Annotated in this window: 13 protein-coding genes; 11 read left to right on the top strand and 2 right to left on the bottom strand. The window is 57.9% G+C overall.

Annotated elements, in window-relative coordinates:
* Positions 1–117 precede the first annotated feature (117 nt).
* On the bottom strand, positions 118–990 hold the full coding sequence (locus IE117_RS24420) for a helix-turn-helix domain-containing protein (RefSeq protein ID WP_189568399.1): 873 nt from the start codon (positions 988–990) through the stop codon (positions 118–120).
* A 214-nt stretch (positions 991–1,204) separates the two neighbouring features.
* Here IE117_RS24420 and IE117_RS24415 point away from each other — a divergent pair, with 214 nt between their 5' ends.
* From IE117_RS24415 to IE117_RS24380, 8 genes are all read left to right on the top strand, one after another.
* Positions 1,205–3,049: a right-handed parallel beta-helix repeat-containing protein gene (locus tag IE117_RS24415; RefSeq protein ID WP_189568397.1), complete on the top strand. Its 1,845-nt coding sequence runs from the start codon at positions 1,205–1,207 to the stop codon at positions 3,047–3,049.
* Positions 3,050–3,119: 70 nt separating this feature from the next.
* On the top strand, positions 3,120–4,037 hold the full coding sequence (locus IE117_RS24410; RefSeq protein WP_189568394.1) for an aldo/keto reductase: 918 nt from the start codon (positions 3,120–3,122) through the stop codon (positions 4,035–4,037).
* Positions 4,034–5,212 carry a mandelate racemase/muconate lactonizing enzyme family protein gene (locus IE117_RS24405; protein WP_189568391.1) on the top strand — a complete coding sequence of 393 codons (1,179 nt, stop codon included), beginning with the start codon at positions 4,034–4,036 and terminating at the stop codon, positions 5,210–5,212. The genes IE117_RS24410 and IE117_RS24405 overlap by 4 nt, the downstream gene beginning before the upstream one ends.
* Positions 5,213–5,242: 30 nt before the next feature.
* Positions 5,243–6,826, top strand: coding sequence for a sodium:solute symporter family transporter (locus IE117_RS24400; RefSeq protein ID WP_229581412.1), 1,584 nt, complete (start codon positions 5,243–5,245; stop codon positions 6,824–6,826).
* 12 nt (positions 6,827–6,838) lie between these two features.
* Entirely contained in the window at positions 6,839–10,108 is a 3,270-nt protein-coding gene (locus IE117_RS24395; RefSeq protein WP_189568388.1) for a SusC/RagA family TonB-linked outer membrane protein, read from the top strand.
* Positions 10,109–10,127: 19 nt separating this feature from the next.
* On the top strand, positions 10,128–11,630 hold the full coding sequence (locus IE117_RS24390) for a RagB/SusD family nutrient uptake outer membrane protein (RefSeq protein ID WP_189568385.1): 1,503 nt from the start codon (positions 10,128–10,130) through the stop codon (positions 11,628–11,630).
* Positions 11,631–11,730: 100 nt separating this feature from the next.
* A complete protein-coding gene (locus IE117_RS24385; protein WP_189568382.1) occupies positions 11,731–13,140 on the top strand; it encodes a Gfo/Idh/MocA family protein in 1,410 nt (469 codons plus the stop codon).
* A gap of 26 nt (positions 13,141–13,166) precedes the next feature.
* The gene (locus IE117_RS24380) at positions 13,167–15,002 is read left to right on the top strand and encodes a DUF5060 domain-containing protein (protein ID WP_189568379.1); all 1,836 of its coding nucleotides are present in this window, start codon (positions 13,167–13,169) and stop codon (positions 15,000–15,002) included.
* A gap of 18 nt (positions 15,003–15,020) precedes the next feature.
* Here IE117_RS24380 and IE117_RS24375 read toward each other — a convergent pair whose 3' ends face one another.
* Positions 15,021–15,887: a sugar phosphate isomerase/epimerase family protein gene (locus IE117_RS24375; protein ID WP_189568377.1), complete on the bottom strand. Its 867-nt coding sequence runs from the start codon at positions 15,885–15,887 to the stop codon at positions 15,021–15,023.
* A gap of 105 nt (positions 15,888–15,992) precedes the next feature.
* On the opposite strand from IE117_RS24375, the gene IE117_RS24370 reads away from it, so the two are divergent.
* The 3 genes from IE117_RS24370 (at position 15,993) to IE117_RS24360 (ending at position 20,157) form a co-directional block, all read left to right on the top strand.
* Positions 15,993–17,108 carry a hypothetical protein gene (locus IE117_RS24370; protein ID WP_189568374.1) on the top strand — a complete coding sequence of 372 codons (1,116 nt, stop codon included), beginning with the start codon at positions 15,993–15,995 and terminating at the stop codon, positions 17,106–17,108.
* A 33-nt stretch (positions 17,109–17,141) separates the two neighbouring features.
* Positions 17,142–18,554 carry a sulfatase family protein gene (locus IE117_RS24365; RefSeq protein WP_189568371.1) on the top strand — a complete coding sequence of 471 codons (1,413 nt, stop codon included), beginning with the start codon at positions 17,142–17,144 and terminating at the stop codon, positions 18,552–18,554.
* Between the two features lie 121 nt (positions 18,555–18,675).
* Entirely contained in the window at positions 18,676–20,157 is a 1,482-nt protein-coding gene (locus IE117_RS24360) for a hypothetical protein (protein WP_189568368.1), read from the top strand.
* Positions 20,158–20,194 lie beyond the last annotated feature (37 nt).

Here is a 20,194-nt window from a genome sequence, read left to right as displayed (position 1 = left end):
GAAGTCGTATCCGCAGTTGATGTTTCTCCAACGTTTCCATTGACGAAGGAAGAGTTGTAGGCTGCCGGGGAGACAACCAAGTGAAAACCCGTACCCGTTAAAATAATCAGCCCACAACTACGCATTCTGACGGTCAAGTTGCTGCCGGTACTGTTTGGGTGAGTACCCCAATATACGCTTGAACTGTCGGTTGAAGTGGGTCAGGTGGTTATAGCCCGAAGCGAATGCAATCTCCGCTATGTTCATATTTGTCTCCTGCAGCAGTTTGCAGGCGTGACCCACCCGTACCTCATTTAGAAAACTGGTGAACGTCTTGTGAAAGTGCTCCTTGAAGTACCGGCAGAAAGTGGCTGGTGCCATGCTCACGTGGGCCGCGATCTCGTCCAGCGTAATGATGTCATGCGCAAAGCGGGTGATGATGTACTCGTAAATATTATTGACCACTTCATAATCCCTTTCATTTTTCACAAGTGTGAATCCCCGGCTCGACAGGGTCGTCCGCTGCGGAGTGAGGGACATATGCTGGAGCAGTTGGAAAAACGCGATCATGCGCTCGAAGCCTTGCAGGTCGGTTATTTCCACGATTTTTTGGTGGAAAGCGGGTACTTCGGAGGGGGCGAAGGAAACGCCGCGCTGTGCTTCTTGCAGCAGCCGGGCGATGCTCTCGTTTTCTGGCAGTTCGAAGAAGCCCGGCCCAAATCCTTCTTTCAAAAAGTGCAGCGTAATCACGTCTTCCCGGTTGTGTTCGTTGAGTTGGACGCAATGCGGCACGTGCGGGCCGATCAGAAACAGGTCTTGTTGGGAAAAATTCTCGATCGTGTTGCCAATGAACCGCTTCCCGCTGCATCCCATCATGACGGTCACCTCGTATTCGTCGTGCAGCCGCATCAGGACTTCCGAGCTGCGATCCAGGTTTTTGTCGGCCATGTAACGATTGGTGGTGAACGAATGCCGACTGGGACGCGACCATTTCTCGACGAGTGTTTTCATAATTAGGTAAAGTCAGTTGCGGACAAAAACTGGGCATTATTTGCAGAAAAAAGAAGATATTTTCCTGATACACCAACGAAAAGAAGACTATCTCATCGCTTTTACTCAATAATCAAAGCTAATTGGTTAAAATAGTGCTATAAAGAAATAAGATAGTCGCAGCATGTGAAGTCTTGATTCTCTTACTTTGGATCAGGATATTTTCATGTATTTCATGATAAAAAGATTTACTGCTTTTCTACTCTGTTCACTTGCCATCTTCGGCTCCACCGCTTGGGGACAGGCAGACTTTTATGTCTCCGCCCAGGGCAACGACAACGGCAGGGGTACCCAAACCGCCCCCTTCCAGACGATTGCCCGGGCGCAGCGGGCGATCCGGGAATTGCCCGGCAACCAACGCCGGCAGGACATCGTCGTGCAGATTCAGCCGGGTGAATATTTCCTCGACCAGCCGCTGCGCTTCGGCCCGGCCGACGGCGGCTCGGCCGCGTACCGGGTGACCTACCGCGGTTCCCGCGACGGGCAGGTACTCATCCACAGCGGACGGGCGGTGACGGACTGGCGACCCGTTTCAAACCAGCCCGGCGTACATAAGGCCGCTCTGCCCAACGCCCGCTTTCGGCAGCTGTACGTCGATGGTGAACGCGCCATCCGGGCGCGGTATCCCAACCGGGGCGAGTACCTCGAAAGCACGGGCTGGGACTACGAAGACCGGGAACTGATTGTTTTGGGAAAACATCCGAAACTATTGGAGAGTAGCCCCGGCCTGGAAATGCTGCTGCTGCAAAGCTGGTCGGAGAACTACCTGCGCGTCAAGTCGCTAAGTACCTACGGCCTGAGCTTTCATAAATTCACCCGCGTGAGCTTCCAGGACGAGGAATCGAAGATTCTGTTCAACCGCCCCTACCCCATGCATGAGCCCGCGCATCGGCTCTACTTCGAGAACGCCCGCGAACTCCTGGACGCCGAACGGGAATGGTACCACGACGAAGCCAATGGCCTGCTCTACTACCAGCCACCCGCGGGCCAGGACATAAGCCGGGTGGGGGTGATGTACCCCACGCTGGACACGCTGCTGATCGTCCGGGGTACTGCCGCCCAGCCCGTGATGAACCTGCATTTCGAAAATCTGGATTTCCAGTATTCCAACTGGATCTACGCCAGCGATCACGGCTACCTCAACGCCCAGGCGGGGCAGCACAACCACCGTTCCGAACCCAACAACGACCAGTACGTTTACCGTCCCCCGGCGGCGGTGTACGTGGCGCGGGCCGAGCGCGTTTCGTTTGAACGCAATAAATTTAGCAACCTGGGTTCCACCGGAATCGACCTGCACCACGGTACCCGTCATTGCGCCGTGGTGGGCAATACGTTCCGAGATATTGCGGGGAGCGGAGTCGCTCTGGCCAAGTTTGCGCAAGACCCGGCGACGGAGTACCACACGCCCTACAACCCCACCGACACAACCGAGATTTGCTACGCCGACACCATCGCCAACAACCTGATCGAGCGAGTGGCCAACTACTACTTCGGCGGCGTGGGCATCGTGGCCGGATATCCGTCGCACGCCCAAATCACGCACAACGTCGTCCGCGACCTGCCCTATTCGGGCATCAGCTTGGGCTACGGCTGGACCGACCGACCCAATCCGATGGAAGATAATTACATCGCCCACAACGACGTGAGCGATGTAATGAAACTCCTTAACGACGGCGCGGCCCTTTACACGCTTTCCTACCAGCCCGGTACGCGCTTGTACCGCAACTACCTGCACGACCTGTCGCCGCCGTTGGAACGCTGGCAGCGCATCAAGTACGCGATTTATTGCGACGAGAAAACGGGCGGTTCGGCCGAAAAGCCCTTCGTCATCGAAGAGAATGTCATTGAAAACGTGCCGGGCGACCTCAAGCTGCACCAGTCGGGCATCCTATCGCTCAAATGGGCCATGCACCGGGCCTCGCAGCGCAACGGAAAGGAGATCGTCGAACAGGCCGGATTGCAACCGAAGTATCAAGATTTATTAGATAAATCGCCAACCCCAAAGAGCATTCTGAAATAAGACCTATAAAACTTTGTCGCTCTGTGGCTTTGTCGCTTTGTGGCTTTTCCGCTCTGTCACTCTAAAAAACATGAAAAACCCTTTACCCAGACCCACTTACCGCCACGACGGCACCACGCCCGGCCTGGTACTCGGCACCGCCGGACTGGGCGGCGTGTGGGGGGACATCGACCGTCAAGAATCCGTGGAGGCCATTCTCTACGCCCTGGAAAACGGCGTGGAAAGGCTCGACACGGCCCCGGCCTACCGCGACGCCGAAGCCATCGTGGGCGAAGCCCTGCGGCAGTGGCGCGGCCCGCGTCCGCTGGTAAGTACCAAAGTGGGCAAACTCAGGGCCGACACGGCCGATCAGCGCACCAACGACTACGACCCGGCGACCATGCAGCGAAGCGTAGCGGAAAGCCAGGAAGTACTGGGCGTCCACCAACTAGACCTGCTGTTTTTGCACGAACCCGAGCAAGTACCCGAGGAGCGAGTCCCGGAAGTCATTGACTTCATGCAACAAACCAAACAGGGCGGCGCGGCGGCGACGATAGGCCTGGGCGGCGTGGTGCCGACGGCCTACCACGAGGCCATACGGCGGGGTGTCTTCGAGGTGGTGATGAGCTATAATAATCTGAATGCCGCCTGCCTGGACGGTTTGGAATCGGACATTCCGTTTTTCCGCGCCCACGGCCTCACCACCTACCAGGGCAGCGCGCTGTACATGGGCCTGCTCGGCAATCGCTTTGAAAAGTACCGGGAGGACGCGCCACCCTGGATTTCGCCAGCCAGCCTGACCCGCGCCCGGCGCGCCAACGAACTCGCCCAAAGCTTGGACATGAAGCTCTCGACGCTGGCGCACCGCTACCTGCTGTCGATGCAGGAGGTGGACTACCTGGTACTTGGGGCCAAGAATTTATCCCAACTCAAAACCACGCTGACCGACTGCCGGGCGGGTCGGCTGGACGAAAGCGCATTTGAAGAACTAACCGACCTGATTCAATGACGACGAAAGCCCAAAATACGGTCGCCGCAGAAGCGCCGCCGCTGAGTACGCCCATCTTTGGGGAGTCATTCGACATCCGGGAAGTGGAGATGCGCTGCGTTGTGCCGGTGCCGTTCCAGCGTCCTTTCTACGACGCCACCATGGGGCCCTTCGCGCACTACCGGGCCTGCTTCGTGCGGCTCACCGACCGGGAAGGGGCCTGGGGGGAGTGCGAGTTTCCGGTGTCGGCGTTGGATTTGCTCAAAACCGTGTTTGTGCCGCTGTTGCTGGAAACCAAGGAAATGACTTACGAGGTACTGTACCGCCAACTTTACTGGAGCATCCGCAACGAAGGGTTCCGGGGCGGGGCGGCGATGGCCCTGGGGCATCTCGACCGCATTTTTCACGATTTGGCATCCCGTCGGCGTGAAGTACCCCTGTTTCGGTACTTAGGAGGCGATAATGCCAGGGTTCGCGCCTACGCCAGCGGCGGCGGCATGAACCTCAGCGGCAACGAACTGCTGGACGAATGCCTAAGGTGGGAAGCGCAAGGCTACGATACGATCAAGATGAAATTCGGTGGCCTAAGTACCACTTTGCAGGAAGACCTGACGCGCATCGCTGGTGTCCGGGAAGCCCTACGGCCCGAAACTGCCCTGGCCGTGGACGCCAACCAGTCGCTGAGCTTGAACAAAGCCCAGACGCTTAGCCGGGAACTGGGCGACATGAACATTGCCTGGCTGGAAGAGCCGATTCACTCGGCGGCGCTGCACGAAATAGAAATCTTGTGTGAGAAGTCGCCCGTTGCCGTCTCCTACGGCGAGTCCGAGCGTACGGCGCTGGTATTTCCCTCGCTGGTGCGAGCCGGGGCGCGGCACTTACAGCCCATCGCGGGCCATATCCTGAGCCTGGGCGAATGGCTTTCAATCGCCGAGTTGGCCCACCGCCACGGGCTGACGTTCAGCGGCGGCGGCACGTCGCACATTAATGCGGCCATAGTAGCGACCGTAGGTGATGACGCCCAACTGGAGTACCTGGAGCCGGTGGTTGGCGCGTTTGCTTCGCTGCTTCGCGTGAAGCCCGAGGTGCGGGACGGGTACTTTATCCTACCGGAAGTGCCGGGCATCGGCATCGAGGCGGACTGGCCGCGCCTGGAAAAAGAAAAGCGCGTCGATGTACGCAGCCTTTGGAAGTGATTGGCCCTAAATATTTTTGAAAATAAAAACATGAACATTCACCAGCATCTTCACCCTCTCGACTTCGGCGTGGTAGTCCTCTACCTGCTGCTGTTGGTGGGGATTGGGGCGTACATCAGTTTTCGGCAGAAGAAAAGCTGCGAGCGGGACTACTTCCTGGCGGGCGGTTCGCTGCGCTGGTACAGCATCGGCCTCACCATGTGGGGAACCAACGTCGGGCCGTCAATGCTGATCGCTTCCTGCGCCGTGGGCTACACCACGGGCATTGTGGCGGGTAATTTTTCCTGGTATGCCTTCATTTTCATCGGGCTGCTGGCGCTGGTTTTTGCCCCGCATTACAAAAATACGGGCGTAAGTACCTTGCCCGAATTCATGGGCCAGCGCTTCAACGCCACCACCCGCGAGATGCTGGCCTGGTACTCACTGGTGACCATCCTGATTTCCTGGCTGGGCCTGACGCTCTACGCCGGGGGACTGCTGGTGAGCCAGATCATGGCCTGGCCGCTGTGGGCGTCGGTGAGCGCGCTGATGCTGTTGGCCACCTTCTTCGCCGTAGCGGGCGGGCTAGAAGCCATCGCCATTACCAATGTTTTTCAGATGATACTGCTGATCGTAGCTTCCAGCGTGCTGGTAATCGCGGGGCTGAACAAACTGGGCGGTATCGACCGACTGCTCACCGAACTACCCGCCGACTACGGGCGACTTTTCCTGCCCGCCGACAATCCCGATTATCCCTGGGTCGCCATTATTTTGGGCTACCCGGTGCTGGGTATCTGGTTCTGGTGCACGGATCAGAGCATGGTGCAGTCTGTGCTGGGGGCCAAAAACCTAGAGCAGGGGCAGTTGGGTACCAACCTCACGGGCTGGCTCAAAATTATCGACGTGCCGCTGTTTATCCTGCCGGGCATGATCGCCTACCTGCTCTACCCCACTCTGGCCGACCCGAACGAAGCCTACATGACCCTGGTGACCGACCTGCTGCCCGTGGGCATGGTCGGTCTGATCATGGCGGTACTCATAGCCGCGCTCGTCAGCACCATCGACTCTGCCCTCAACTCGCTGAGCACCGTATTCACGATGGACATTTACGCCCGCCGCTTCCGGCCCGACGCCCCGCCGCAGCGCCTGGTGGTTGTTGGCCGCACGGTGGTAGTGGCCGGGGCGGTGGGGGCGATTCTCATTGCGCTGGGGTTGGATCAGATCAAAGGCATGGATCTGTTCAGTCTGTTTCAGGCGATTCTGGGATACCTGGCCCCGCCGATGGCGGCGGTGTTTTTGCTGGGCGTGACCTGGAAGCGCATGACTACACCGGCGGCGAACATCGGCCTGGTCGTCGGTTCGGTCGTGAGCCTTGCCGTGGGGGTGATGCAGCTTCGCAACTGGCCCGATCCGGCTTTCTGGCCCCATTTTCTGCTGGTGTCTTTCTTTCTTTTTGCCTTTATCATGCTACTCATGGTAGTCGTGTCGCTGGCGACGCCGTCCGATAAAAAATCTGATTTTCCCACGCTCACCCAGTCTTACGCGGCCCTGAACTACGTGCCTTCGCGGCGGGTGCTTTGGCTGTGGGGGGCGCTGTCTGTCTTTATGTTTTCTCTTTATTTCATTTTTAACTAAATCTCTTACCCAATGAAAAACCGATTACTCAATCAATTATGGGGGCTGACTTTGCTGCTGAGCCTCGTGCAATGGGCCACCGCGCCCCCGGTTCACGCGCAGGGAGCGGACAAAACCATTACGGGCCGGGTCACCGACCAGTCCAACAGCGACCCGCTGCCGGGGGTCAACGTGCTGGTGAAGGGTACCACCGTCGGTACCACCACGGATGCGGAGGGAACCTTCCGCGTAACCGCTCCCGCCAACGCCGAAACGCTGGTATTTTCCTACGTCGGCTATCTGGCCGAAGAAGTAGCCATTAACAACAGGTCGGTCATCGACATCGGCATCACCCCTGATGTCAAGTCACTGTCCGAAGTAATCGTCGTCGGTTACGGCACGCAGCAAAAGCGCGACCTGGTGAGCGCGATCTCGACCGTGGACGCCAAGCAAATCGAAAAAGTACCCACGGCCAGCTTTACCCAGGCCCTGCAGGGGGCCGTGCCCGGACTGCAAATGGTATCGCCCAGCGGCGAACCCAACGCGCCGGCCCGCATCCTGATTCGGGGTGTCGGCTCGATCACGACGGGTACCGAGCCGCTGTTCATCGTGGACGGACTCCCCGTTGCCAGCGGCGGCACCAGTCCGCTGACCTACCTCAACCCCAACGATATCGAGAGTGTGTCGGTTCTGAAAGATGCTTCGGCCACGTCCATTTACGGGTCACGGGGGGCCAACGGGGTGGTACTGATTACCACCAAAACGGGCAAGCAGGGCAAGGCGCAGTTCAACCTGAGCTACAACGTGGGCTACACCACGCCGATCAACGAACTGGAACTGGCCGATGCCGACGAGTGGCGCACCCTGGTGGGCCAGGCCCGCACCAACAGCGGCCTGACCGATCCCTTCCGCAAGGAGCAGGATCTGTTCGACCAGCGGCAGACGGGCCGTTTTGTCAGTGAGAACATCTACGACAAAACCAACACCGACTGGGTGAACAAGGTGAAGCAGAACGGCCATTTCAGCCAGTACGGCTTTTCTGCTTCCAACGGCACCGAGAAGGCCAGCTACTTCATCTCGGGCCAGTACCGCGACCAGACGGGCAACTTCATCAATACCCGCTTCCAGCGCTACACGGGTCGGGTCAACCTGGATTTTCAGGCGGCCAAGTACCTGAAACTGGGCGTGCGCTACACCTACAGCTTCGAAGACGAGCAGCCCCGCGCCACGATCAGCCCTGCGGTGACCCCCACTGACCGAAACATCAATTGGGGCGCGTGGCCTACCTTTGGCAATCTGTACGACAATGCGCTGCCCATTCTACCCGAGCGCTGGGCCAACGGTGATGCGTTCGACCCGCTCTCGCTCAATAACATTACCTACTCGGCCGACCGCACCAACAGTAAGCGCGACGTGACGGAATCCAACCAACTGGCTAGTCTATTTGCCGAACTCACGCCGCTGAAAGGATTCGTGCTGCGCGCCGAGGGCGGGGTCAACTACACCGTCAACAACGACCAAAACTGGGTCAGCGGCCGTCTGCGGGCGCAGGAGTTCCGGCCCGAAGACACCGGCCTGGACAACCGTTTCCAGCTCGACTATATCTATGATGACGGCGTGCCGCGCTTTACCTGGTATGACCGCCGCTCCTGGACTTTCAATACCGTGGGTACGGCTTCCTACAAAACCGAGTTCGGCACCGACCACCGCCTGAATGCCCTCGCGGGCATCGAGCTGATCCACAGTGACCGCGAGACCTGGCAGAACGACTGGGAGGACGCCGCCTCGGTGCGCAATCCCAGTGAAGTGGGCGCATTCGTCAGAAATCCAGAACAGCTTCTCGAAATCACCCATAATCTGCACCCACAGGTGCGGTTCTTCTCACAGTTTGGCCGGGTCAACTACTCCTTCCGCGACCGCTACCTGCTGCAGGGTTCCATCCGCCGCGATGGTAGCTCCAAGTTTACGCCCGAGGATCGTTTCAGCTGGTTCCCGTCGCTTTCCGGTGGGTGGGTAATTTCTGACGAACCCTTCTTCAGGAAAGATACGCCCCTGAGTTTCCTCAAATTGCGGGGCGGCTGGGGCATCACGGGCAATGCCAACATCGACCCCTTCCTGTATTTCAACCAGTACTTCAACTGGCCCAACTACCCCAACCGTTCGGGGGCCATCATCCTGGGCCGATTGGGTTCGCGGACGATCCAGTGGGAGCGCTCCAACACCTACGACGCCGCCCTGCAGTTCGGGCTGTTCAACGACCGCATCAACGGCTCAATCGGCTATTACTACACCAAGACGACCAACCTGCTGCTCGACTTTCCGGTGGCCCCGTCCATCGGCGTGTACGGCACTAACACGATCAACACCACCGCCCTGGACAACGTGGGGTCGATGCAGAATCAGGGCATCGAGCTGGAAATCAACTCGGTCAACGTGACCGCCGGAAGCTTCCGCTGGTCGAGTGCCTTCAACTTCACGACCAACAAGAACAAGGTGCTGGAACTGTTCGCCGGTTTCGACGGCGACCCGCTGCAGCTTTCGTTCAACGGGCTGACCACCGTGCAGGAAGGACAGCCGCTGGGCTTATTCTACCTGCCTGAGTTTGCCGGCTACGACGACAGCGGCAACGTGCTGGTGCGGGAGATCGACCGGGAAAAGGCGGCCCAACAAGAATACGTCTTCACCGGAAACGACGTGCGCAATACCGGCAACTCGCAGAATGTCAACAGTGTGATCCAGTACGGCAAAACCGGTCTGCCTACTTTTTACGGCGGGTTCAACAATACCTTTTCTTACAAAGGTTTATCGCTCAATGTGCTGTTCACTTTTCAAGGAGGCAACTACGTTTACGACAACATCGGGCTGCGGCGCGTGGGCAATGGCAATAACAACCTGCGCAAAGACCTGGTGGGCAACACCTGGACGCCCCAAAACACGGACGCCCCGTATCCCGTCCTCACCTGGAACAATCGGGAAAACCAGCCGCTCGATCCCAGTAAGCCCGCGCAGAGCCTTTCCGATCGCAGCACGCAGAACCTGCACAAGGGCGACTTCATGCGTTTGCGGACGGTCAACCTGTCTTATGCACTCCCCAACGGTCTTTTCAAAAAGAATTTTATGAAAGGAGCCAACGTGTTCGTCAACCTCAACAATGTGGCCACCTTCTCGAAATTCAGCGTAGTGGATCCTGAGGTACTCAACAACGGGGGACCTACGGAACGCAATATCGGCCAGGGTGTGATTGGCGGCGTACCCTTATGGCAAGTATTCACCGCCTCGGCTGGCGTGAATATCAATCTCTAATCCTTAAACATATCGTATCATGAAAAATATAGTTTGCATCCTCTGCCTGTGCCTGCTTGCAGGCTGTGACGGCGACAAGTTCCTGGAAGGTGCCAAGCCGGAGATCGGTCTGGCCCAGGATGAATTTACCGCCAATACCACGTTGGACGACTTAGTGCGCGGGGCATATTTCAACCTAAAATCGCCCGGCGAATACGGGCCGGTCGACCTGCTGCTCTACCAGACGATTGCCTCCGACCTGGTTGAAATGAAAGAATACTCCAACGTGGTCAGCGGCAATAACAACCTGCTCCCGCTCTACCTCCGGCAGCCCGAGGTCAACGACATTCGAATCGTCGAGTGGCCCTGGTCGGGCGCGCAATCGCTGCTGTTCAACGTCAACACGGTGCTGGAATTCTACGACGAAAACGAACCGCCTAAGGACGGCTTGGAATCGTGGGTGCCGCGCATTCAGGGCGAGAGCTACTTCCTGCGGGCCTTTGCCCACTACCTGCTCGCGACCACCTACGCGCCGCCTTACAGCTCGGCCCCTACCGCGCCGAGCATCATCCTGCAAACCAAGCCATCGAAGGCCCCGACGGACTTCAAGAGCCGGGCCACCAATCAGCAGGTGTACGACCAGATTGTCTCCGACCTCAAAAATGCTATCAAGCTGCTGCCCGCCGAGTACGACGCGAGCAAGCATCCCGAGGACTACCAGGACCGGGCCAAACAGGACGCCGCGCGCTTTCTGCTGGCGAAGGTGTATTTCCTGATGGGCAAGAAGTTCTGGACCGCCGGACAGGGCGGCGACGGGGGGGCCGTGGAGCAGATCAACGCCATCATCGATTCGGGCCGCTTCCCCTTATTGCAGGGCAGTGATCTGAAGCAGATTTTCCTGAAGAGCGGGCTGGGGCAAAAGGCTTCGGAAACCGTTTGGTACGGGGCCTACTACTTTCGCAACGGCTGGCGCGCGCCGCGTTTCGAGCGGCATTTCAGCAACTTCACGGGCGGCAACCGCAACCGGGGCTTTGCCATGAGCAAGGCCGTCCTGAACCAAATCGGCTGGAACGACCCGGCGGTAGCCAAACTCGACAAACGCTACACTGACTGGCACCGCCGCTACGAAAACGGGAAAGACCCCGCCTTCCGCGCCGAGGACGCCGACGAGTACAACGTATGGTCGAGCAAGTTCACCAACCCGACCGCCAACTTCGTCTTCTTCCGCTCGCCCGAGCTGTACCTGATGCGGGCCGCCATCCGCCAAGGCAACGGCGATGCCGCCGGAGCCGCCAAAGACCTGAACGTGACCCGCACCCGCGCGGGACTACCCACCCTGGCCACCGCTACCGAAGCCGACGTGTCGGCTGAGTGGATCAAGGAAATGGGATTCGAAGGCCGTCGCTTGTTCTACCTCCAAGCCATGCAGATGCCCATCCCGCCCGGCGACCGGGCCGGCGTGAGCGCGATACCCTACGGCGACCCGTCGCTGGTTCTCACATTGCCGCGCGCGGAGCTGACGCGAAATCCGGCTTTGAATTGAGCGGGGTGTTTTAATTCCGAAGAAGAGTTGAGGACTACCGAAAGTAGGTAGTCCCCAACTTTTGATTTGGGTACGACAGCAAATTTTATCACCAAAAACTATGAAACCATTCAAAAGTAATAAAACCAGAAGGCTTTTTTTGAGAGGCCTCGCCGCGGGCTCGGCGGCGCTGACGGCCGCCCCAGCGGTACTCGCCTCTGCTTATCAACAAAAGCTACTGCTCGGCAACCAAAACTACGACGACCGCCCCTACACCTACACCGCAAACGACCAGATCAACATCGGCCTGATCGGCTGCGGCATCCGGGGCGTGCTGGACATGAAATTTTCGCTGGAAGTACCGGGCGTGAAGCTGGTCGCGGTCTGCGACCTCTACGACGGCCGACTGGACCGCGCCAGGGAGTTGTGGGGCAACGACCTTTTCCTGACCAAAGATTACCGCGAACTGTTGGCCCGCCGGGACATCGACGCTGTGTTCATCGCCACGCCCGACCATTGGCACAAAACCATGTTTGTGGAGGCCCTGAAAGCGGGCAAGCATGTGTACGGCGAAAAGCCGATGGTGCAAAAGTGGGAGGAAGGGCAGGCGATCATCTCCACCCAAAAATCCAGCGGAAAGTTGTGCCAGATCGGCAGTCAGGGCCTTTCCTCGCTGGGCAACGAAAAGGCCAAACAGCTCTACGAAGAAGGGGCCATCGGCGAGATCGTTCTGTTCGATTTTTTCAGTGACCGCTACACCGCCGAGGGAGCCTGGCAGTACCCCATCCCGCCCGACGCCAACCCACAGACGGTGGACTTCGACGCCTTCCTGGGTAACGCCCCCAAAGTACCCTACGACAACACCCGGTTTTTCCGCTGGCGCAACTACCGCGACTACGGCACGGGCGTGGCGGGCGATCTTTTCGTCCACGCCTTTTCGAGTCTCAACTACATCCTCAGCTCCCACGGTCCCAACCGCGCCCAGGCCACGGGTGGGTTGCGCTACTGGAAGGACGGTCGGGATGTCCCGGACGTCAGCATTACGCTCTATGATTTTCCCAAAACCGACACCCACGCGGCCTTCAACGCGGCCTTTCGCATCAACTTCATCGCCGGTAGCGGCGGCCAGGGCGGTTTTCGGCTCATCGGCACCGAGGGCGATATGGAAGTGAGCCAGACGGGCGTCGTCCTGAACCGTACGAAGTTGAGCCTGATGCCGACGCCCTACGCGCTGGGTGCCTTCACCGAAGCCACCCAAAAGAAAATCTTGGCAGAATACGCCGCTAAAATAGAGAATCCCCGCGCGTCGACGCTGGCGACCGGAAACACCGTGTGGGAAGCCCCCGCCGGGTACCGCGGCGGCAACTACGACCACACCGCCAATTTTTTTCGGGCCATTCGCGGCGAGCGGAAGATCGTCGAAGACCCGATATTTGGGCTGAGGGCGGCCGGAGCGGCCCTGCTAGCCAACCACAGCTACTACGAGGAAAAGCCCGTGCGGTGGGATCCTGAGAAAATGAAAATCGTCTGACTTTTGACAGAAACTACCCCCATCCCATGAAAATCGCTTCTCCCCTGTTCACTTTTGCCCTGAGTCTTTCTCTGCTGTTTTCCTGTAAAACCTTGGAGGAAGACCGCCCGGCCGAGTACCCGAAATGGCAAACGGTAACCCTCGATTTTCGCGGCACCGCAACCTCGGAAACCGCTGCTGACAACCCGTTTCTGAACTACCGCCTTCTGGTGGATTTCAAGCACGAGGACACAAATTATGTAGTACGGGGCTTCTACGCCGCCGATGGCGACGCCGCCAACACCAGCGCCGACAGTGGCAACGTGTGGCGCGTCCATTTCACCCCCGACCGGGAGGGGGCGTGGGAGTACTCCGCCCGCATGGAACGCGGCGACCGCATCGCATTCGCCGACTCGGCGGAGGCCGGAGAGGCGGTGGCGATCGAGATGGCCACGGGTACTTTCCGGGTTGTAGCCGCCGACAGCAGCGGGAGCGACTTCATGACCCGCGGGCGTCTGGTCGCCTCCAACGGCTATTTCAGGTTTGGTAAATCGGGTAAGTACTGGCTGAAAAGCGGGGCGAACAGCCCGGAAAACCTGCTGGCCTATGCGGACTTTGACGATACCTACCGCATGGTGGGGGTCAATAAGGAAAAGGATACTCCGGCCCCCACGGCCATCCACGTTTACGCCCCCCATCTGGGCGATTGGAAAAGCGGTGATCCGACCTGGAAGGGTGGCAAAGGCAAGGGGCTAATCGGGGGCATAAACTACCTGGCCTCAAAGGGTATGAACGCCATGTACTTCCTGACGATGAACATTGGCGGCGACGGCAAGGATGTCTGGCCCTTCCGCAGTCCCGTCGATTTCACCCGTTTCGACGTCAGCAAGTTGGCGCAATGGGAGGTGGTTTTTCAACATATGCAGTCGCGGGGGGTGTTCATGCAGATCGTTTTGCAGGAAACCGAGAACGAAACCCTGCTCGACAGCGGGAGTCTCGGACCAATGCGGCAGCTCTACCTCCGGGAAATGGTGGCCCGCTTCGGCCACCACCCGGCCCTCAACTGGAACCTGGGCGAGGAAAACGGTCCGGTTCATTTTTCGCCCGTCGGTCAGAACGACGCCCAACGCAAGGCTATGGCCAGTTTTATCAAAAAAATTGACCCTTACCGCCACCCGGTGACCGTGCACACCCTGCCGACGGAATCTGTGAGGAAAGTGATTCTGGATTCGCTGCTGGGTTTCGCCGATCTCGACGGTGTGGCACTGCAGGTGGCCGAGCGGACGGAAGCGGTGCAGACCGTGCTGACCTGGAAGGATCGTTCCCGGCGGGCGGGCCACCCGTGGCTGGTGACAATGGACGAAATCGGTAAGTGGGACGTCGGCGCCAGATCTGACGCCGAGGACCCGGACCACGAAACGCTGCGCGGCGATGTGCTGTGGGGCACTTTGCTCTCCGGCGCTTCCGGAATCGAATGGTACTTTGGGGCTTTCACGCAGGGCAATGACCTCACACTGGAAGACTGGCGATCGCGCGAGCGCCTGTGGGATCTGACCCGCTACGCCCTCGACTTTTTCAGAAACCAGCTTCCTTACTGGGAGATGCGCCCCAACCACGGGCTGGCCGTGGCCGACGGAGCCTTCTGTCTGCGTAAGCCGGGTGAAACCTACGCCCTGTACTTTCCCAAAGCAAAAACCCGCCGTGTCGATTTGCGGGAAAGCGGTGGCGAATTCAACGTCCGCTGGTACGATCCCCTGTCCGGTGGAGCCTTGCAGTCGGGTTCCGTCGCGACCGTGCAGGGCGGTAGCCTGGTCGATTTGGGACTGCCGCCCGGAAAAAACAACGAGCAGGACTGGGTGGTCCTGCTCGAAGTGACAAACTAATATTCGTAGGCTATGCCGTCAAAGATTCTTCAAATAGGTGACGCTGTTTTTCAGGGTACCGGGGTTGGATTCCATTTCGACGAAGACGAGTTGCAGCCCGGCCTTTTTGCCCGCGGCGAAGAACTCCCTCCAGTCCGAAATTCCCTGACCCAGCACGACTTCTTTGGTATTGTCTTGCGGGGAGTAATCCTGCAAATGCGCCGAGATGAACCGGCCGGGGTACTTCTTGAAGTAGTCGGCGGCTTTGTAACCCGACCGGATGGCAGCGGTCTGAAACTGCATTTTCACCAGATCGGGGTCGAGTTCTTTCAAAATCATGTCATACACGGGCGCGCCGTCGATCTTCATATCGAACTCGGAATTGTGATTATGGTAGCCCGTGACCATCCCGGCTTTTTTGATTTTTTCGCCGATCTGGTTCACCGTCTCGCAACGCGATTTAAGTTCGTCCGCCTTATCGGTGGACAGGCCACCCGAAAATACCATATGCCGCAGGCCCATTTGTTGGGCGAAGTCGATGCGGTCGTCCAGGTTGTTTTTCATTTCCTCCATCGTAAAATGACAACTGACGCAATCGAGTCCCGAGTCGGCGATGATCCGCTTCAACTCCTGGCCGGAGTACTTGGCCAGCGGCTCGAAGCCGTACTTGACGTAGCCCGAAGGGGAACACATTTCCACTTGCTCGTAGCCGTAGCCCTGCAGCCGTTTCAAAGTACCTTCCAGGTTTTCGGCGATCTCTTTCTTAACCACAAAAGACTGAAAGCCGATGGGCATCCTGACGGCCTTGCGCCCGGCCATAGCGGAAAGCGACTGGGGCAGATGAGCCAACAAACCCACCGAGGCCAGGCCTGCGGCTCCTTTATTCAAGAATTGTCTTCTTTTCATAGTTTTACGATTTACCGTGTTTGTTTGTGTACAATATACAAAGCGAAAAGGAACGCAATGATAGTAAAAATAGTCATCCCGGCTTAAAGTTCTGAACAAGTGACCATGCACCGACGAAAAGCTTTACAATGGATTGGTCAGGGTAGTCTGCTACCCTTCGTGGCCGTACTGCCCAAATTTCCCGTCCGCTCCGCTACCATTGACCTGCGCGATGTCCGGGAGCGGATAAATGAGTATTTTGCGTCGCTGCTTTCCCCGGCCAGACCTTACGGCGTGTACGGCACTGTCTCCCCGCAGGAGACGGATCTCTACGCTTCCTGCGACGTGGCAATCGCCCGGCACATCATGGGCGAAAGCCTGACCGACACGCTCACCGATCTGCAAAAGCAGCAGTGGATACACCACATCAACAGCTATCAGGTAGCCGAAGATGGAAGTTATACCGAGCGCTTCGGACACTCCAGACTTCACGCCAATGGCATGGTCATCGGCGCGTTGGGCGTGTTGGGCGGCAGGCAGCGCTTTCCAGTACGTTTGTACAAACCCTTCGATACGGTGAGGGAAGTGGTACCCTGGCTAGAGCAGATCGACTGGGCCAAGCAATGGTCGGCCTCACACTTGTTTTGGGGCGGCATTCACTGTTACAGTCTGAGTTCCGCCTGTACCGACGCTTGGCGGGAAACGGTTTTCGCCTGGCTGAACGACAATCTGGACGAGAAAACGGGCTGGTGGCGAAAAGATATGCGCTACACCGATCGCCATCAGCCATTGGGCGGCAGCGTCCACATTCTGCCCATGTACCAGCACCACGACCGCCCGTTCCCGTACCCCGAGCGGGTGATCGATAGCGTACTGGCCCTTCAACTGCCCAATGGCCGCTGGCTGGACCGGCCCGACCCGAAAGTGACCCGGCAGCACGTGATGCACTACCTGGAACTGGACGCTCTCTACGCGCTGCATTACATGGGTACGCTGGTCCCCGGCTACCGGAAGGAGGCCATCGGTCAGGCCGTACACCGCTACGCCGACCTGGTGGTGAACTACTGGCATGACCCGCAAAGCGGCTGGCGCGATCAGCACCCACACCGGATTTTGTCGATGGTCGGCACATTCGGTTTATTGCAAAAACTACTACCGGATGGTTTTGTGGACGACATTGCCTGGACGGATATTTTCAGCGACATCCGCCTTTACGACACCAGGGCGGTGGAGGTACTTTGAAGGAAACCAGCCCTGATTTTACCAAAAAAAACTATGAAAAAATTCATCTTTATTGTCCTGTTGCTTTCGACCTCGCGTGTCGGGGGGCAACCGTCCGGCCCATCTCGCAGCGCCACGCCCAACATCCTGCTCATTCTCTCCGACGACCACAGCGTCCCGTTTTTGGGTATCTATGGCAATAAAGATCTGAAAACGCCCCATCTGGACGGGTTGGCCCGGCGGGGCGTCCTGTTTCAACGCGCCTACACGGCCGCTCCCCAATGCGTGCCCTCCCGGGCCTCCATCCTTACGGGCCGCAATGTGGTCGATATCCGCATGAGCCGCTTTTCTGCCCCTTTGCCCCGGCAGGCGCCTACGATCCCGGAATTCCTGGCCTCCCAAAATTATTACAGCGGCATTTGCGGCCGCCCCTACCACTTGGACGGGTCGGAAAAGAAGCCCGAAGAAACGGTTGCCGCCTTTGAGAAATACAACCTTGTCACCTTTCCCAACCGGGTCGATTATCTTAATTCGGGACCGGATGACAAAGTGCTGGGGCAGTTCAAAGAGTTCCTCAACCAGGTGCCGAACAAAAAGCCGTTTTTCATGTGGATGAATTTCAGCGATCCGCACCGACCGTTTACCGCCGACGCCTTTGAACCCGGTCCCAAGAGCTTGGAAGTACCCAAAGGAATGCCTGACACCGAGGAAGTGCGGAAAGACCTCGCGCAGCACTACGGGGAAATCATGCGGCTGGACAAGCACGTGGGCGAAGTGCTGCGGGAACTGGAAAATCGGAATATTGCCCAAAACACCATCGTCATTTTTATGGGCGACAACGGCGCGGCTTTGCTTCGGGGCAAGGGTACTTTGTACGATGTAGGACTTCATGTTCCGCTGATCGTGGCCGGGCCGGGTGTCGAAAAAGGGATTTCTACCGATGCGATGGTTTCCGGGATCGACATAGCCCCCACCATCCTGGCGCTGGCCGGGGGTGCCAAACCCGCCGAAATGACCGGGCAGAGTTTTCTGCCCGCGCTCAAAGGAGAAAGGTACGACGGTCATGAGTATGTTTTTGCTGCCCGCGTTCCCCATTCCTCCGGCCTGCCCGTGAACACCGCCTATTTTGATCTGAGCAGAACGGTTTTCAACAAGAAGTATAAACTGATCTACAACGCCCTATGGCAACTTCCTTATTCACCGGTGGACTTCGGAGGGCATCCCATGTGGAAAGACCTGCAAGGCAGAAAGCAGGGCGGGAAGTTGGAAGAGAAATTCAGCAGGGTATTGTTTTCAAATCCCAGGTCGATGTTTGTATTATACGATCTGGAAAAAGACCCCTACGAAATGAACAACCTGAGCGGCCAAACGGACTACGCCGAAACAGAACACCGCCTGAAGGCGAAACTGCACGAATGGATGATCGTCAGCCAGGATTACCTGCCGCTGCCCATTCCACCGAAATAGTGGAATGAAGCAAGGAAAAAAGATGGATTGGCCATATAAGCTGCCCCAACTTCCTGCAACCGATTATAGTAAAAATTGAATGAATAAATGTATTCTTGATAAAAACCGACCCTGAACGATTATGCGTTTCCAACTTATCCGATCCCTCCTTTTTGCTTTTCTCCTCATCCCTTTTTTTGTCGTTTCGCAGCCCGTCCAGCAGAACAAGCGCGATTATCTGTATTACGTCCAGACCTTTGCCGACACGCTCTTAGCCACCGGACTGGACACCTATGGCCCGGTGGTCACGCCCATGTGGGCCGGCGTCATGGATGCGCGCGACCGAACGGTGCCTATCCGGGGCGTGCCGCCGACACAAGGTGTGCGGCCTTCCGACCGGGCGGTAGGTGGTGCCAACTACTACCATGACGTGCTCACGCTGAGCGTTTTCGATCGACTCACGAAGCTTACAGGCGACAGCAAGTACCAGTCGGCGGCCAACAACTACTCTCAGACATTCCTGGCGCAGGCCCAACACCCGGCGACGGGCTTGCTGGGCTGGGGGGAACACCTGTATTACAACTTCTTCACCGACACCGTGTCGATGGCCGAAAGCCGGATGATCGACCAAATGCCTGGCTTTCAGATGCCCCACGAGCTGATCGAGTGGACGCCGCCCTGGTCGCGGTTGTGGGAGGCCGACCCGGCCCTCACCCGGCGGGCCATCGAGGGGTTACGGTACCATTTCACCGGTCCCGACCCGCAAACGAACCTGTTCAACCGCCACGCCATCTGGAACAAAGCAACGTACCAGAAAGTCATCATGCCCTGGATCAAGCACTCCGCGCTGTATGCGTATTCCTACGCTTTTCTCTATCAGAAAACCGGCGATGCCGCCTGGAAGGAAAAAAGCTGGCAGATCGGTACCCTGTACTGGAATCTGCGCGACCACCGCACCAACCTGGTGTTGGGTTGCCTCTACCACGCCACCGAACCCGAAGCTGGAAAAACCGCCAGCCTGAGTAATACGGCCCTGTATGCCTACTGGCTCTTCAAGGCGGGGGAACTGTGCGGATCGGACGAGATGAAGCAGCAGGCGATTGCAGTGCTGGTGGCCTACGACAAATTCGGCTGGAACGAGGAGAATAAGCGCTATTTCAGCGAGGTAAACCTGGACGGAAGTCCCATAAAAGGGGCAGCGTGGTCAACCCCCTGGAAAGAGGGCTACGGCACATCCAGTCTGCTTACGCTCAGTCGGGCAGCGGCATACATGGCAGAGCGAGGCGGGGCCGACGAGTTGATTCCCATCGTAAAGAAGTCCCTGACCATCGCGAATGGACAACCATTGCCGGAAATCTACAACGCTCAGAATCTGGGGGAAGCCATCCACGCCTATGTGGAAGGGTACGAACTGACCAAAGACAAAGCGTACCTCGACCAGGCCCGGAAATACGCCGACCTGGCCATTGCGGGCCTGTGGAAAGAGGGGCTGTTCGTCCGGCAGAAAGGGGATTTTTATTACGAAGCCAAATTGGGCACGGGGGATCTGATTTCAGGATTGCTGCGGCTGCACGAATCGCTTAGCGGCAAGCCCCGCGCAACTTCTGTGGATTGGAGCTTCTAATTGGCTTACGACAGGATACGTACTTCACCAACTGTCA

The organism is Persicitalea jodogahamensis (assembly GCF_014651615.1).
Classification (GTDB): Bacteria; Bacteroidota; Bacteroidia; order Cytophagales; family Spirosomataceae; genus Persicitalea; species Persicitalea jodogahamensis.
Note: the sequence above shows the minus strand (reverse complement) of the source record. Positions and strands in the feature narration are given on the sequence as shown.

What these genes read in the sequence shown, in the direction of transcription:
- IE117_RS24390 (WP_189568385.1), top strand. Translation starts at nt 10,128, where the DNA reads ATGAAAAATATAGTTTGCATCCTCTGCCTGTGCCTGCTTGCAGGCTGT.
- IE117_RS24375 (WP_189568377.1), bottom strand. Translation starts at nt 15,887, where the DNA reads ATGAAAAGAAGACAATTCTTGAATAAAGGAGCCGCAGGCCTGGCCTCG.
- IE117_RS24385 (WP_189568382.1), top strand. Translation starts at nt 11,731, where the DNA reads ATGAAACCATTCAAAAGTAATAAAACCAGAAGGCTTTTTTTGAGAGGC.
- IE117_RS24395 (WP_189568388.1), top strand. Translation starts at nt 6,839, where the DNA reads ATGAAAAACCGATTACTCAATCAATTATGGGGGCTGACTTTGCTGCTG.
- IE117_RS24420 (WP_189568399.1), bottom strand. Translation starts at nt 990, where the DNA reads ATGAAAACACTCGTCGAGAAATGGTCGCGTCCCAGTCGGCATTCGTTC.
- IE117_RS24370 (WP_189568374.1), top strand. Translation starts at nt 15,993, where the DNA reads ATGCACCGACGAAAAGCTTTACAATGGATTGGTCAGGGTAGTCTGCTA.
- IE117_RS24400 (WP_229581412.1), top strand. Translation starts at nt 5,243, where the DNA reads ATGAACATTCACCAGCATCTTCACCCTCTCGACTTCGGCGTGGTAGTC.
- IE117_RS24365 (WP_189568371.1), top strand. Translation starts at nt 17,142, where the DNA reads ATGAAAAAATTCATCTTTATTGTCCTGTTGCTTTCGACCTCGCGTGTC.
- IE117_RS24360 (WP_189568368.1), top strand. Translation starts at nt 18,676, where the DNA reads ATGCGTTTCCAACTTATCCGATCCCTCCTTTTTGCTTTTCTCCTCATC.
- IE117_RS24380 (WP_189568379.1), top strand. Translation starts at nt 13,167, where the DNA reads ATGAAAATCGCTTCTCCCCTGTTCACTTTTGCCCTGAGTCTTTCTCTG.
- IE117_RS24410 (WP_189568394.1), top strand. Translation starts at nt 3,120, where the DNA reads ATGAAAAACCCTTTACCCAGACCCACTTACCGCCACGACGGCACCACG.
- IE117_RS24415 (WP_189568397.1), top strand. Translation starts at nt 1,205, where the DNA reads ATGATAAAAAGATTTACTGCTTTTCTACTCTGTTCACTTGCCATCTTC.
- IE117_RS24405 (WP_189568391.1), top strand. Translation starts at nt 4,034, where the DNA reads ATGACGACGAAAGCCCAAAATACGGTCGCCGCAGAAGCGCCGCCGCTG.